This is a genomic window from Gordonia sp. YY1, from assembly GCF_009872315.1.
In the GTDB taxonomy this organism is placed as follows: domain Bacteria; phylum Actinomycetota; class Actinomycetes; order Mycobacteriales; family Mycobacteriaceae; genus Gordonia; species Gordonia amicalis.
Map to the genome: position 1 here is coordinate 124603 of NZ_WXYI01000003.1, position 13938 is coordinate 138540.

Below are 13938 nucleotides of genomic sequence, written 5' to 3' on the forward strand. Positions count from 1 at the left end.
ATGGGTCCATGACCTACCCGGGTGGCGGGCCCGACGGCACCACGCCGTTCCCGCACCAACGTTCCGAGTACGACTCGAGCCCCGGTTTCGCCGTGCCCGGCTACGGTGCGCCACAGTCGGATCCGACTCAGTACCAGTACGGCGCGGCACCGATCCCCGAGCAACCGCTCGTCGTGATCGGCGACATCACGTGCACCCAGAACTTCGTCATCACGCCTTCGGGCACCTGTCCGATCTCCGGTACCCAGTGGACCGTCACCGACATGTCCGTGTCGACCGAACGGATGTCACAGACCGGTCTGGTACTGGCCATCGTGGGGTTCTTCATGGTGTGCTTTCTCAGCCTGCTGTTCCTGCTGATGAAGGAACGCAGTACCAGCGGCTACATCCAGGTGATCGTGCGCGGCGCGGGCGGCTTCCTGCACGTCACCAACATCCCGGCGTTTTCGCCGGTCACCATGGGTGACGTCTCGGGTCGCGTCAACTACGCCCGCACGCTGGCCGCGATGGCCTGACCGCACGACCACCGAGCACGCTCGACACCACGCAGGACCACACCGAGGAGGACGACCCCGATGACCAGTCCGGAGAACCCCGGAGACAAGCCGTGCGACCCGTTCGTGAAACAGCCCCCGCCTGCGGAGACCTCCCAGAACGGCGGCCCGGCCCACGGCACCGACCCCAACGCGGGATACGCGGGACCGCCGTCTCCCGGCGCGCCCGAGGGTTACCAGTCACCGCAGGGGTATGACGCCCAGCAGCAGTACGGCACCCCGCCGCAGTACGGTTCCGCTCAATACGGAGCACCCCAGTACGGAGCACCTCAGTACGGTGCACCCCAGTACGGGGCACCGGCTGGCTACGGATATCCCGGCGCACCGGACCCCACCGCTCCGTACGGTCGCGATCCCGCGACCGGCGAACCGCTGTCGGACAAGTCGAAGCTCGTCGCGGGTCTGCTCCAGATCTTCCTCGGCTCGCTCGGCGTCGGCCGCTTCTACATCGGCGACAACACCATCGGCGGTATCCAGCTCGGCCTGACCATCATCGGCTACATCACCGCGATCTTCCTGATCGGGTTCGTGCTGATCTTCGGCGTGGCGATCTGGGCTCTCGTCGACGGCATCATGATGCTGACCGGCAGCGTCCGGGACAAGAACGGCCTCAAGCTCGGGAACTGACCCTTCGATACGCCCCTCCGCAAGCTCCGGGGCTACTCAGGGAGCAGTTGTTCACCCTCCCCTCCGCAAGCTCCGGGGCTACTCAGGGAGCAATTGTTCACCCCCCCCAACCTCCGGGGCTACTCAGGAAGCAGGGCTACCTCAGCCGCCGCAGCAACCGGTGGATCCGCGCACGTCGCGGGTCACCGTGTTGCGGGCGGCTAGTTCGTCGTCGGCCGGATAGTCGACGCCAACCAGACACAGTCCGCGGGCCTCCGCCACCGGAACCTGCGGGCTGCGCACCTTCTCCGAGAGTAGTCCTCGACACCAGTCGATGCCGCGCCGGCCGTCGCCGACGCTCGCGACGGCACCCACCAGCGACCGCACCATCGACCAGCAGAACGCATCCGCAGTGACCTCACCGACGAGGACTCCGTCCGGGTCGCGGGTCCACTCGAAACGCTGGAGGTCGCGGATCGTCGTCGCGCCCTCGCGACGACGGCAGAAGGCGGCGAAATCGTTCAGCCCCAACAACTCCGACGACGCGGCATTCATCGTTCGCACATCGAGCGGTCGGCGCCACGTCGCCGTGGTCCGGGCCACCACGGGTTCCGGGCCCCAGCGCGAATCGTCCAGGCGGTACCGGTAGTGGCGTCGTAGCGCGGAGAACCGCGCATCGAATGCGTCAGGTACCACCCGGACTTCTTTCACCCGGATGTCATCCGGGCACATCTTCGCCAGTCGACCGACGAGGGTCGACGGGTCCCCGCCGATCGACCGGGTCTCCAGCGCCGAGGCCGGGATGACGGCGTGCGCGACCTGCCCCGTCGCATGCACACCGGCGTCGGTCCGCCCGGCCACCGTCAGCCGGACCGGCACCCGCAGGATCGTCGACAACCGGGTCTCGAGTTCCTCGCACACACTGCGCTGACCGATCTGCCGTGCCCATCCGGCGAAATCGGTGCCGTCGTAGCCGAGGTCGAAGCGCAGACGACAGAACCCGCCGGCACCGGAATCCGGGCCGACGGGTTCGGTCAGCAGTTCTCGACTCAGTCGACTACTTCTTGTCGTCGTCTGTGTCGGACGAAGCGGGGTCGGTCGCCTCTTCCGCCTCCACGGCGGTGGCGGCGGTCGACTCGTCGTCGACGGCCTCGGCGACAGCTTCGGCGTTGGCGACCTCGGCGTCGGTGGCGTCGGCCTCGACAGCCTCCACCACGTTCTCGGTCTCCGCAGCCTTCTTCGAGGCGGCGACGCGGGTCGCGCGCGAAGCCTCGCTCGACGCGGTGGTCTCGCGCACCAGCTCGATCACGGCCATGGGGGCGTTGTCACCCTTGCGCGGCAGCGTCTTGATGATGCGGGTGTAACCACCGTTGCGATCGGCGAAGAACGGGCCGATCTCGTCGAACAGCGTGTGCACGACGTCCTTGTTGCGGATGTCCTTCAGCACCTCACGACGGTTGGCCAGCTTGCCGGCCTTGGCGTGGGTGATGATCTTTTCCGCGTACGGGCGCAGGCGCTTGGCCTTTGCTTCGGTGGTGGTGATGCGGCCGTGCTCGAAGAGCGAGGTGGCGAGGTTCGCCAGCATCGCTTTCTGGTGGCTGGCCGACCCGCCGAGGCGGGCACCCTTGGTGGGCTTGGGCATTGTCTTCTCCTAGGAGGACTCCCGATCGCTCGAGCGGGAAGTCAGGGTTTGGGCGAGCGTGACAGCTTGCCGCGGCGACGCGACTAGAGCTGTTCGGTTTCGGCGAAATCCTCACCGGAATCGGCGTCGAACGACGCGTCTTCCGACCACGTACCGGTGGCGGGGTCGTAACCGGCGACCTGCGACGGATCGAAGCTGGCCGGACTGTCCTTGAGGGACAGGCCGAGCGCGTGCAGCTTGACCTTGACCTCGTCGATCGACTTCTGGCCGAAGTTGCGGATGTCGAGCAGATCCGACTCGGTCCGGGCAACCAGCTCGCCGACGGTGTGAACACCCTCGCGCTTGAGGCAGTTGTACGAACGGACGGTCAGCTCGAGATCCTCGATCGGCAGGCTGAACGACGCGATGTGGTCGGCCTCCGCCGGAGACGGCCCGATCTCGATGCCCTCGGCCTCGACGTTGAGCTCCCGGGCGAGCCCGAAGAGCTCCACCAGGGTCTTGCCCGCCGACGCCAGCGCGTCACGCGCGCTGATCGAGTTCTTGGTCTCCACGTCGAGCACGAGCCGATCGAAGTCGGTGCGCTGCTCGACACGGGTGGCCTCGACCTTGTAGGTCACCTTGAGCACCGGCGAGTAGATCGAGTCGACCGGGATACGGCCGATCTCGGCACCCGACGCCTTGTTCTGCACGGCCGGCACGTAGCCGCGGCCCCGCTCGACGACGAGCTCGATCTCGAGCTTGCCCTTGTCGTTCAGGGTTGCGATGTGCAGATCGGGGTTGTGCACGGTGACACCGGCCGGGGGCACGATGTCGGCGCCGGTGACGGTGCCCGGACCCTGCTTGCGCACGTACATGGTGACCGGCTCGTCCTCGTCCGAGGAGACCACGAGGCCCTTGAGGTTCAGGATGATGTCGGTGACGTCTTCCTTGACCCCGGGGACGGTGGTGAACTCGTGCAGGACACCGTCGATCCGGATGCTGGTGATCGCAGCACCCGGGATCGAGCTGAGCAGAGTACGACGCAGCGAGTTACCGAGGGTGTAACCGAAGCCCGGCTCGAGCGGTTCGATGACGAACTTCGACCGGTTCTCGGCGATGACTTCCTCGGTGAGGGTGGGTCGCTGTGAGATGAGCATTTCGTTTTCTCCTTTGGCCGCCCGCTATATGACGGCCTCGAGGGTGAACCGAACAGCAGGTAGCTGTCGGGCTGGTCTTGCTCGAGGAACTACTTGGAGTAGAACTCGACGATGAGCTGTTCCTGCAGCGGGACCTCGATCTGAGCGCGCTCGGGCACCGAGTGCACGAGGATGCGCAGGGTCGAGGGCACGACCTGGAGCCAACCCGGGACCGGACGATCGCCGACGAGCTCCTTGGCGATCTGGAACGGGACGGTCTGCAGCGACTTCGGACGGACGTCGATGATGTCGTACTGGCTGACGCGGTAGCTGGGGACGTCGACCTTCACACCGTTGACGGTGAAGTGGCCGTGGCTGACCAGCTGGCGAGCCTGACGACGGGTCCGCGCGATGCCCGAGCGGTACACGACGTTGTCGAGACGGGTCTCGAGCAGCTTCAGCAGTTCGTCACCGGTCTTGCCGGTGCGACGATTCGCCTCCTCGAAGTAGCGACGGAACTGCTTCTCCATCACTCCGTAGGTGAAGCGGGCCTTCTGCTTCTCCTGCAGCTGCAGGAGGTATTCGCTCTCCTTGATCCGCGAGCGGCCGTGCTGGCCGGGCGGGTAGGGGCGACGCTCGAACGCAGCGTCTCCACCGATCAGATCGACGCGAAGACGACGAGACTTCTTAGTTGCGGGGCCGGTATAACGAGCCATGTTTCTCTGTTCCTCCCTTTCCCGCTAGACCCGACGCCGCTTGGGCGGACGGCAACCGTTGTGCGGCTGCGGGGTGACATCGGAAATGGTGCCGACCTCGAGGCCGGCTGCCTGCAGGGAGCGGATGGCGGTCTCGCGACCCGAGCCCGGTCCCTTGACGAACACGTCGACCTTCTTGACGCCGTGTTCCTGGGCCTTGCGCGCAGCGTTCTCGGCCGCGAGCTGAGCCGCGAACGGGGTGCTCTTGCGCGAGCCCTTGAAACCGACGTGGCCCGACGACGCCCAGCTGATGATGTTTCCGCTGGGGTCGCTGATCGACACGATGGTGTTGTTGAACGTCGACTTGATGTGTGCGTGGCCGTGCGGGACGTTCTTCTTATCGCGACGGCGGGTGCCCTTCTTGGGGCCTGCGCTACGTGACTTCGGAGGCATTACTTCTTCTTCCCGGCGATGGTCTTCTTCGGGCCCTTGCGAGTGCGGGCATTGGTCTTGGTGCGCTGTCCACGGACGGGCAGGCCACGACGGTGGCGCAGACCCTGGTAGCAGCCGATCTCGATCTTGCGACGGATATCGGCCTGCACCTCGCGACGCAGGTCACCCTCGACCTTCACCGAGGCTTCGATGTACTCACGCAGCTTCGAGACGTCTGCGTCAGTGAGATCCTTCGCGCGGAGGTCGGGGCTGAGGCCCGTTCCCGCGAGGATCTCCTTGGAGGTGGTGCGTCCAACTCCGTAGATGTAGGTCAGTGCGATCTCCAGCCGCTTTTCGCGGGGGAGATCCACACCAGCAACACGTGCCATGTGGCGGATTTCCTTTTCGATGTCCAGAGGTCTTCTCCCAGTCCGTCCCGTGAGCTGTGTGCGGACCGTGTGTCCACACCTCGCGGGCTCCGGCCTCTGATCCGGAGGTAGGCGGTGACTCGTCTGTCGCCGCTGGTGCTGAGAGGTCTTCTGATATTCGGTTGTCGTTCTTCAGTTGTTCTGACTCAAGCGACCCGGAGGGGTGCGCGTGATCAGCCCTGACGCTGCTTGTGACGCAGGTTCTCGCAGATCACCATGACCCGACCGTTGCGGCGGATCACCTTGCACTTCTCGCAGATCGGCTTGACGCTCGGCTGAACCTTCACGTCAATCTCTCCTGCTCGGCTCGCCCGCGCGCACGCCGAAACGCGGCCGTACACGTGGGTGTCGGTCTCCTCCCAGACGGATGTCGGGGAAGTCTTCTCCCGGCGGCGCCGGGAAAGTCTTACTTGTAGCGGTACACGATCCGCCCACGACCGAGGTCGTAGGGCGAGAGTTCCACGACGACCCGATCCTCGGGCAGGATGCGGATGTAGTGCTGCCGCATCTTGCCGCTGATGTGGGCGAGAACCTTGTGTCCGTTCTCCAGCTCAATACGAAACATCGCATTGGGCAGGGGTTCGATCACTCGACCCTCGACCTCGATGGCCCCGTCTTTCTTCGCCATGTCCTCCGCGATCCTGGCCGTTTCCGCGACACCCGGATGGTGCTGCGTCGTTGGCCCGGTTGAATCAGTGTTTGTCCGTTAGGGTGTGGGCACCGGTCCGCAAGGACCTGCACCCGGTGCGAGCGTCTCCGGATCCGCGTGGGGGCACGCGAACACCGGCACGCGAGACGCACCGACGATCTATGTTACGCGAACTGCGAGAACAGTCCAAATGCGTGCCGATCTACCCGGCCATCCACATGGTTCGGACACGAGACCACGATTTCGGCACGACCGTACTGGCAGACTGTTGCCCATGCTGGCATTTCTGGTCCGCACCGTGTGCACCGCGGTGGCGTTGTGGGTGGCGACGCTGATCGTCCCGGGCATCGAGTTCGTCGGCGGGTCGACGACGGCCGAGAAGATCGGGATCGCACTGGTCGTGGCCGTGATCTTCGGCGTCCTCAACGCCTTCGTGAAGCCGATCGTGCAGATCATCTCGATCCCCTTCTACATCCTGACGCTGGGGCTCATCCACATCGTGATCAATGCATTGATGTTGGAGATCACCGCGTGGATCACCCGCAACACCACGCACTGGGGTCTCGAGGTCGACGACTTCTTCTGGTCGGCCATCTTCGGCGCGATCGTCGTCTCGGTCGTGGGCTGGCTACTCGCGCTGCTGATGCGGGACCCGGTCGATCGATGAGCGCCGCGAGGAAGACCCTCGAGGGCCTCAGACGCCTCGGGGGCGTGGCCGTCGCCGTCCCGGCGCTGTCTCTCACGCTCGCCGCGTGCGGCAGCGACGCGGCCGTCGATCAGGAACGGTCGGTCACCGTCGTCGGCTCCGGACAGGTCAGCGGCGCCCCCGACACATTGCGCGCCGACATCGGCGTCGAGTCGACGGCCGGCGACGTGACCACCGCGGTGAACGAGACGAGCGAGAAGATCCGCGCGGTCACCGACGCGATCGTCGGCGCCGGTGTGGAACGCAAGGACGTGGCCACCCAGCAGGTCTCGGTCACCCCGCAGTACTCGAGCCCGGTCCCCGGCGGTTCCGGTCAGATCAGCGGATATGTGGCGACCAACTCCATCCGGGTCACCATCCGCGACATCTCCACGGCCTCGACGATCCTGAGCGCGGCCGCCACCGCGGGCGGCGACAACACCCGGATCAGCAATGTCGCCTTCGCCATCGACGACGATTCTCAACTCCTCGAGGAGGCCCGGGAAACGGCGTTCAACGACGCCCGGGGGCGCGCCGAGCAGTACGCCTCGCTGGCCGGCGACGATCTCGGCAAGGTCCTGACCGTCAAGGAGACGACCAGCGGCCAGGAGCAGCCCGCCTCCCCCGGTTCGTTCGAGCGCGATGTCGCCGCAGCCCCCGTCCCCATCGAACCCGGCGAGCAGGAGCTGACCTTCACGGTCACGGTGACGTTCGCGCTCAACTGAGCTCGTTCGACGTGATGCGCACCCGAATTGCCCGGTGCGCGAAGAATCTTCGCCACGGATCGACAACAGCTGGGTCACAACCCGATAACACCGCCGGAACGCGGTTTCTACCGTGAGGGGGGCCGGGGAATAGGAGAGCGGAGTCTAGCGAAGGAGATTGTCATGACGGGTATCCGAGTACGCGCACTCACCGCCACCGGTGTCGCCGCAGCGGCCGCACTGGTCGCGACCCTGGGGGTCACCGCGCCGGCCGACGCCGCCGAGACCAAGTCGCTGAAGGTCTCCGGCGAACTCGAGATCGCGCCGGACCCCGAGATCCTCGAGATCACGGCCGAGGGCACCACCGACGCGGAGGGCAAGACCACCGGAACCTACGTCGCGACCCTGCTGGCCGGTGACGACGACAATCCCCTCCCGTTCAAGGTGAAGGGACCGATCACGTGCATCCACACCGAGGGCAACACGGCGTCGCTGGTGTACCCGATCACCGGCACCGAGCCCAACCTCGTCCCCGCTCCGCTGAAGGACGCACTCGCGGTGCAGATCACCGTACGCAAGGGCGCAGGCGAGGACGACAACAAGGTCGGGGTGAACGGCCCGGCACCCACCGCCTCCTTCCGTGGATGCAAGCCCGCGGCCACCCCGTACGAGTTCGACGGGGACATCGAGATCAGGTAGCTCTCCGGGTCTCCCCTGTCGCGAAAGAGCCACGCGCGCCTGGCATCCTGGACCGGTGCGAGCCGTCATCCAGCGAGTCAGTCAAGCCCGCGTGAGCGTCGACGGCGAGGTCGTCGGCGAACTCGACATCCCGGCCGGCGGTTCGGGCCTGGTCGCGCTCGTCGGCGCCACCCACGACGACACCGCCGACCATGCCGCGAAGCTGGCTGACAAGATCTGGCGGTTGCGGATCTTCAACGGCGACGACGGCCCCGAGAAAGCCGCCGCCGACATCGACGCCCCGATCCTGGTCATCAGCCAGTTCACCCTGTACGCCAACACCGCCAAGGGACGACGCCCGTCCTGGAACGCCGCGGCCCCGGGCCCGGTGGCCGAGCCGCTGGTCGACGCGGTCGCCGACGCCCTGCGCGCCGCCGGGGCAACCGTCGCCACCGGCCGGTTCGGAGCGAACATGCAGGTGAGCCTGGTCAACGACGGACCGGTCACCCTGATTCTCGACGTCTGACGACTAGGGTCGAACCGTGGGACGAATAACCGCACGCCGGCGCGTCACCCGCATCCGACGCGATGCGGCCCCGACGCAGCGTGCCGACACCCTCGCCGTCGAGGAACCGTTGGAGATCCGCGTGGGCGGTCGACAGCTGAGCGTCACCATGCGTACCCCCGGCCACGATTTCGAACTCGTGGCCGGATACCTCGTCTCCGAGGGTCTCATCATCGCCGGCAGCGACTACTCCACCGCGCGGTACTGCGCGGGTACCGACTCCACCGGCGCGAACACCTACAACGTCGTCGACGTCTCGCTGGCCGCCCACGTTCGGCCGCCCGCATCCGGCGTCGTCCGCCACAACACCATGACCAGTGCCTGTGGTGTCTGCGGGAAGGACAGCATCGAGTCCGTCCACACCGCGTCGGCCCACGACCCGGCGGCCGACACCTTGACCGTCGACGTCGACACGCTGCTGGGTCTCCCCGACCGTCTACGCGTCGAGCAGGACGTCTTCGACAAGACCGGCGGGCTCCACGCGGCGGCGCTCTTCGACGCCGACGGCGAACTGCTCGTCGTCCGTGAGGACGTGGGCCGGCACAACGCCGTCGACAAGGTCGTCGGCTGGGCGGTCCTCGCCGACCGACTCCCGTTGACCGGCACCGTCCTCCAGGTTTCCGGCCGGGCGAGCTTCGAACTGGTGCAGAAGGCCGCGATGGCGGGCATCCCGATGCTGAGCGCGGTGTCGGCGCCGTCCTCGCTCGCCGCCGATCTCGCCGACGAGCTCGGCATCACCCTGATCGGGTTCTCCCGCGGCGAGTCGATGGTGGTCTACACGCGGCCGGATCGGGTCGTCGCCGTCGACGAACACGCCGGGATCGTCACGAGTTGAGGTCGTGGCGCAGCGGATCGTCGAGTGCGGCACCGGTGACCGGGTCGAACCAGTAGGTCTCGGAGGGCTCCGGCACCAGACCGACCACGTCACCGACATCGATGGTGCGCCGATGGTCGACGCGAACGACGATACGGCTGTTCCGCAGCGGGACATCGGCACTGCAGTAGACGAACTGTTCGGCGCCGAGTTCCTCGACCAGATCAACCGTCCCGCGCAGCGCCCCGTCGTGCGAGACCGTCGAGACCGTCCACGATTCGGCGCGGAGTCCGACGACCACCTCCGAGGAGTTCGCAGCGGCGAGGACGGAGTCGGGCACCGGTAGGTGTGCCGCGCCCAGACGCACGACACCGTCGTCGATGCGGCCGTTGATCAGACACATCTGCGGCGACCCCATGAACGATGCGACGAACAGATTCGACGGCCTGGAGTAGATCTCCCGCGGAGTGCCCACCTGCTGCAACACACCATGGTCGAGGACGGCCACCCGGTGCCCCATGGTCATCGCCTCGATCTGGTCGTGTGTCACGTACAGCGTCGTGACACCCAGTTCCCGCTGCATCGCGGCGATCTGCGCGCGGGTGCTGACCCGCAGCTTCGCGTCGAGGTTGGACAACGGCTCGTCCATGCAGAAGACCTTGGGACGCCGGACGATCGCACGTCCCATCGCCACCCGCTGCCGTTGTCCCCCCGACAGTTTGGCGGGCTTCCGGTCGAGAAGATGTGCGATGTCGAGCATTTCGGCGACTTCGGCCACACGCTTGCCGGTGTCCGGCTTGCTCATACCGGCATTGCGGAGGGCAAAGCCCATGTTGTCGGCGACCGTCATGTTCGGGTACAGCGCATAGTTCTGGAACACCATTGCGACGTCGCGCGCCTTGGGGGCCATCCCGACGACGTCGACGCCGTCGATCAGGATGGCCCCCGATTCGACCGACTCCAGGCCCGCGACCATCCGGAGGCTGGTCGACTTACCGCAACCCGACGGGCCGACGAGCACCATGAACTCGCCGTCGGCGACGTCGAGATCGAGCGAATCCACCGCGGGTGGTAGGTCGTCGGCGAACCGCCGGGTCGCCGCGTCGAAGGTCACTGAAGCCATGAACTATCGAATCCTGCCCTGTGTCTTGCTGTCAGAGATGGTTACGGGGTGCGTGATCAGTTCGGCAGCTTGGACTTGATCTGTCCGTCGTAGATCCGCTGCAGCTGCTGCTGCACATCGCCGAGGGTCTTGGTGACATCGGCGTTGCGCAGACCGATCTGCTCGTAGCCGGTGCCGATCACCTTGTCGGCGCCGGGCAGGAACACCCGGGCGTAATCCTGCGACTTGGTGTTCGGCAGCTGCTCGATGGCGGTCTTGAAGTTCGGGTTCTCGGCCAGGAACTTCCTCATCGACGGGTCGTCGGCCGCCCCGGTCCGCACCGGCATGTAACCGACGTTCTGCGAGAAGTACGCGGTGTTGGCGGTGTTGGTGAAGAAGTCGATGAACCTGAGCGCGTTCACCTTCCGCTCATCGGAGATCTTCGCCGGGATGGCGAGGCCGGCGCCGCCGGTCGGGCAGCCCTTTGTTCCGTCCGGCGCAGGCAGGAAGGCCGTGCCGAAGCTGAACTTGGCATCCTTGGTGACACCGGAGAGGTCACCGGTCGACGCGATGGTGGACGCGATGATCCCGGCACTGAAGTCGGCGGCGATGTCGTTGGAGATCGCGGCGTACTTGTCCTTGTTGATCGAGTCGGACAGATACTGCGCGGCCTCGATCGTCTTGGGATCGGTGAACTTCAGGTCCCACTGGTCGGAGTAGGCACCACCGAAGGTCCAGGTGGGACCCTCGAAGGTCCAGCCCAGGTAGTCGGTGGCGTTACCCCAGCCGTGGGCCTTCTTGCCCGAGCCGACGACCTGCTGGATCCGCGGACCCCACTCACCGAACTCCTGCCAGCTGGCCGGACCGCGATCGGGCAGTCCGGCCTTCGCCCACACGTCCTTGTTGTAGTAGAACAGCGGCGTCGACCGGGCGTACGGCAACGCCCAGTGCTGATCATTCCAGTTGTAGTCCTCGACCAGCGAGGCAACATATTCCGAGGTGTTGACGCCGGCCTTGCCGAACAGGTCGTCGAGCGGCGTGATCGCGCCCTGCAGAGCGAAGTTGAACCACCACACATCCGACAGGACGACGATGTCGGGCACCGATCCGCCGGAGAGCGCCGCATTGAACTTCTGGGCGACCTCTTCGTAGTTCTTGCCGCCGTCCACGAGCTTGACCTTGATGTCGGGGTTGGCGGCCTCGAACCGGCTGATCAGTTCCTTCTCCACATCGGCCGATTTACCGGGGTGATTCGACCAGAAGGTGAGGGTGTTGGCGTCTCCGCCGGCGGAATCGCCCCCGCTGTCTCCGGAACCGGCACAGGCGGCCAGAGTGAGACCGGCGGCTGCGGCGGCTGCCGCGGCGAGAAAGCCCCGGCGCGAGAGATCGGTCATGGTGTCATACCCCTTTGTTCGTTGTTCGTCGGATACGTGGAGCCCGTGCTGGTCATCCTTTGACCGCACCGGAGGTCAGGCCCTTGATCATCTGGCGTTGCAGTACCAGGAACACGATCAGGATCGGGAGCATCGCCAGGACGGTCGCGGCCATCACCGGTCCCCAGTTGGTGACGCCGTCGTTGTTCTGCAGCTGCGTGAGACCTACCGGCAGCGTTGCCACCGAGTAGTCGTCGGCCATCAGGAACGGCCACAGGTACTCATTCCATTCGTTGACCAGGGTGATGAGCGCGAATGCGACCATGGTCGGGATCGAGATCGGCAGTACGACCCGCAGCAACAGCCGGACATGACCCGCGCCGTCCATCCGAGCGGCCTCGATGATCTCGGCGGGGATGGACAGAAAGTGGTTGCGCATCAGGAAGGTGCCGAAGGCGACACCGGCGAGCGGGAGGATGATGCCGATGAAGGTGTTCCGGAAGCCGAGTTGCGCGACCAGGGAATAGTTGGTGATGACGGTGATCTGATTGGGCACCATCAGCGCTGCGATGATGAGGATGAACACGACGTTCTTGAAGGGAAACCGCAAGAACACCAGCCCGTAGGCGCTGAGCACGCCCAGGACGAACTTCGCCACGGTCAGGACACACGTGACGATGACGGAGTTCCGCAGGAACTGCCAGAACGGCACGGATGTCGTTGCCTCCGTGTAGTTCTCGGGGTGCCAGCTGGACGGCCACCAGACCGCCGGCTGGACGTAGATCTCGGAGCGGTCCTTGAACGACGCCAGGACGATCCACACCAAGGGCAGCGCCACCACGACCACCACCAGCACCATGGCCGCGTAGCCGCAGGCGGTCACCAGACGATGCCTGCTCACGTCGTTCATCGACTCTCCCGATCCATGACACGCACCTGCGCAACGGTGATCACCAGCAGGACGACGAACATGATGGTCGCGACCGTGGCACCGTAGCCGGCTCGAAAGTTGCGGAACGACTCCTCGTAGACCTGGTAGACCATCGTGGTGGTGCCGTTACCCAGAGGTCCTCCCCGCGTCATCACGTTGATGATGTCGAAGACCTGTAACGAGTTGAGCATCACGGTGATCGACAGGAAGTACGTCGTCGGACGAAGCTGCGGCAAGAGCACCCGGCGGAAATGGGTTGCCGCACTGGCACCGTCGATCTGGGCGGCTTCGTCGAGGTCGACCCGTCGCGCCTGCAACGCGGCCAGGTAGATGACGAACGTGTAGCCGATGTTCTTCCAGAGATAGGTGACCGTCACCATGAACAGTGCCCAGCCGGGCTGCTGGTAGAAGTCCGGTGCAGAGCCGAGGCCGAATCGGGTCATCAGGTCGTTGATGAGACCGAAATGCGGATCGAAGACGAACTGGAACGCGATGCCGATCGCCGCACCGGAGATCACGAACGGCGCGAAAACCACCGAACGCACCAGGTTCCGACCTCGGAGCGCCCGGTCGAGCAGCATGGCGAGCACCAGTCCGATCAGCATGCTCCCCGCCACCGCGACGACGGTGAAGACGACGGTGTTCGAGACGATCGTCCAGGTATCGGAGCGCGTCGCCCACTCCCGGTAATTCGACCACCCGATGAAGGTTGCCCCCGGCGACGAGATGTTCCAGTCGTAGAACGACATTCGGATGTTCTCGATCAAGGGACGGTAGGTGAACACCCCCAAGAGCACGAGATTGGGGCCCACGATCGCCAGAAAGAGCGCATAGGTGCGCCACGGACGTCGGCGCCCCACTTGGGGAAGGACTCGTTCGGTGACCGCGGGCACCCGGGGGAGTATTCAGATCGATTCGGACATCCCGCGAACGAGTCGGGGGTGATCCGGTGACAACTGGGTGTC

The 13938-nt window shown here is 65.6% G+C and carries 19 protein-coding genes; 7 read left to right on the top strand and 12 right to left on the bottom strand.

The window, feature by feature from the left end:
- Positions 1-8: 8 nt before the first annotated feature.
- Positions 9-515 (top strand): hypothetical protein, encoded by a 507-nt coding sequence (locus BPODLACK_RS05960; RefSeq protein ID WP_159404895.1) that lies wholly within the window; start codon positions 9-11, stop codon positions 513-515.
- Between the two features lie 60 nt (positions 516-575).
- Positions 576-1181 (top strand): TM2 domain-containing protein, encoded by a 606-nt coding sequence (locus tag BPODLACK_RS05965; RefSeq protein ID WP_159404896.1) that lies wholly within the window; start codon positions 576-578, stop codon positions 1179-1181.
- Between the two features lie 141 nt (positions 1182-1322).
- Here BPODLACK_RS05965 and truA read toward each other — a convergent pair whose 3' ends face one another.
- The 8 genes from truA to infA all read right to left on the bottom strand — a co-directional run bounded on the left by truA (position 1323) and on the right by infA (position 6100).
- Positions 1323-2198 carry a tRNA pseudouridine(38-40) synthase TruA gene (gene truA, locus BPODLACK_RS05970; protein ID WP_191835022.1) on the bottom strand — a complete coding sequence of 292 codons (876 nt, stop codon included), beginning with the start codon at positions 2196-2198 and terminating at the stop codon, positions 1323-1325.
- Between the two features lie 19 nt (positions 2199-2217).
- A complete protein-coding gene (gene rplQ, locus BPODLACK_RS05975; RefSeq protein ID WP_159404897.1) occupies positions 2218-2802 on the bottom strand; it encodes a 50S ribosomal protein L17 in 585 nt (194 codons plus the stop codon).
- Positions 2803-2885: 83 nt separating this feature from the next.
- Complete coding sequence (locus tag BPODLACK_RS05980; protein ID WP_005197582.1) at positions 2886-3938, bottom strand: DNA-directed RNA polymerase subunit alpha; 1053 nt, start codon at positions 3936-3938, stop codon at positions 2886-2888.
- An 89-nt stretch (positions 3939-4027) separates the two neighbouring features.
- Entirely contained in the window at positions 4028-4633 is a 606-nt protein-coding gene (gene rpsD, locus BPODLACK_RS05985; RefSeq protein WP_005197585.1) for a 30S ribosomal protein S4, read from the bottom strand.
- A gap of 24 nt (positions 4634-4657) precedes the next feature.
- On the bottom strand, positions 4658-5065 hold the full coding sequence (gene rpsK, locus BPODLACK_RS05990) for a 30S ribosomal protein S11 (RefSeq protein ID WP_004023536.1): 408 nt from the start codon (positions 5063-5065) through the stop codon (positions 4658-4660).
- Complete coding sequence (gene rpsM, locus BPODLACK_RS05995) at positions 5065-5433, bottom strand: 30S ribosomal protein S13 (RefSeq protein ID WP_006360180.1); 369 nt, start codon at positions 5431-5433, stop codon at positions 5065-5067. Before rpsM ends, rpsK begins: the two co-directional genes overlap by 1 nt.
- A gap of 212 nt (positions 5434-5645) precedes the next feature.
- Complete coding sequence (rpmJ, locus tag BPODLACK_RS06000; protein WP_005207978.1) at positions 5646-5759, bottom strand: 50S ribosomal protein L36; 114 nt, start codon at positions 5757-5759, stop codon at positions 5646-5648.
- A gap of 119 nt (positions 5760-5878) precedes the next feature.
- Positions 5879-6100 (bottom strand): translation initiation factor IF-1, encoded by a 222-nt coding sequence (gene infA / locus BPODLACK_RS06005; RefSeq protein ID WP_005170487.1) that lies wholly within the window; start codon positions 6098-6100, stop codon positions 5879-5881.
- A 295-nt stretch (positions 6101-6395) separates the two neighbouring features.
- Here infA and BPODLACK_RS06010 point away from each other — a divergent pair, with 295 nt between their 5' ends.
- From BPODLACK_RS06010 to fdhD, 5 genes are all read left to right on the top strand, one after another.
- Positions 6396-6788, top strand: a complete 393-nt coding sequence (locus BPODLACK_RS06010; protein WP_006434603.1) for a phage holin family protein — start codon at positions 6396-6398, stop codon at positions 6786-6788.
- Positions 6785-7531, top strand: coding sequence for an SIMPL domain-containing protein (locus BPODLACK_RS06015; RefSeq protein WP_159404898.1), 747 nt, complete (start codon positions 6785-6787; stop codon positions 7529-7531). Before BPODLACK_RS06010 ends, BPODLACK_RS06015 begins: the two co-directional genes overlap by 4 nt.
- Before the next feature lie 162 nt (positions 7532-7693).
- Positions 7694-8209 carry a hypothetical protein gene (locus tag BPODLACK_RS06020; protein ID WP_159404899.1) on the top strand — a complete coding sequence of 172 codons (516 nt, stop codon included), beginning with the start codon at positions 7694-7696 and terminating at the stop codon, positions 8207-8209.
- Between the two features lie 55 nt (positions 8210-8264).
- Entirely contained in the window at positions 8265-8714 is a 450-nt protein-coding gene (gene dtd, locus BPODLACK_RS06025; RefSeq protein WP_159404900.1) for a D-aminoacyl-tRNA deacylase, read from the top strand.
- A gap of 16 nt (positions 8715-8730) precedes the next feature.
- A complete protein-coding gene (gene fdhD, locus BPODLACK_RS06030) occupies positions 8731-9588 on the top strand; it encodes a formate dehydrogenase accessory sulfurtransferase FdhD (RefSeq protein ID WP_006360186.1) in 858 nt (285 codons plus the stop codon).
- Here the strand turns inward: fdhD and BPODLACK_RS06035 are convergent.
- The 4 genes from BPODLACK_RS06035 to BPODLACK_RS06050 are packed head-to-tail and all read right to left on the bottom strand — an operon-like array spanning position 9578 to position 13866.
- A complete protein-coding gene (locus BPODLACK_RS06035) occupies positions 9578-10690 on the bottom strand; it encodes an ABC transporter ATP-binding protein (protein WP_024497742.1) in 1113 nt (370 codons plus the stop codon). The genes fdhD and BPODLACK_RS06035 overlap by 11 nt on opposite strands.
- Positions 10691-10746: 56 nt before the next feature.
- Positions 10747-12063 carry an ABC transporter substrate-binding protein gene (locus BPODLACK_RS06040; protein ID WP_159404901.1) on the bottom strand — a complete coding sequence of 439 codons (1317 nt, stop codon included), beginning with the start codon at positions 12061-12063 and terminating at the stop codon, positions 10747-10749.
- A gap of 52 nt (positions 12064-12115) precedes the next feature.
- The gene (locus tag BPODLACK_RS06045; protein WP_024497740.1) at positions 12116-12952 is read right to left on the bottom strand and encodes a carbohydrate ABC transporter permease; all 837 of its coding nucleotides are present in this window, start codon (positions 12950-12952) and stop codon (positions 12116-12118) included.
- On the bottom strand, positions 12949-13866 hold the full coding sequence (locus BPODLACK_RS06050; RefSeq protein ID WP_006360190.1) for a carbohydrate ABC transporter permease: 918 nt from the start codon (positions 13864-13866) through the stop codon (positions 12949-12951). The genes BPODLACK_RS06045 and BPODLACK_RS06050 overlap by 4 nt, the downstream gene beginning before the upstream one ends.
- Positions 13867-13938 lie beyond the last annotated feature (72 nt).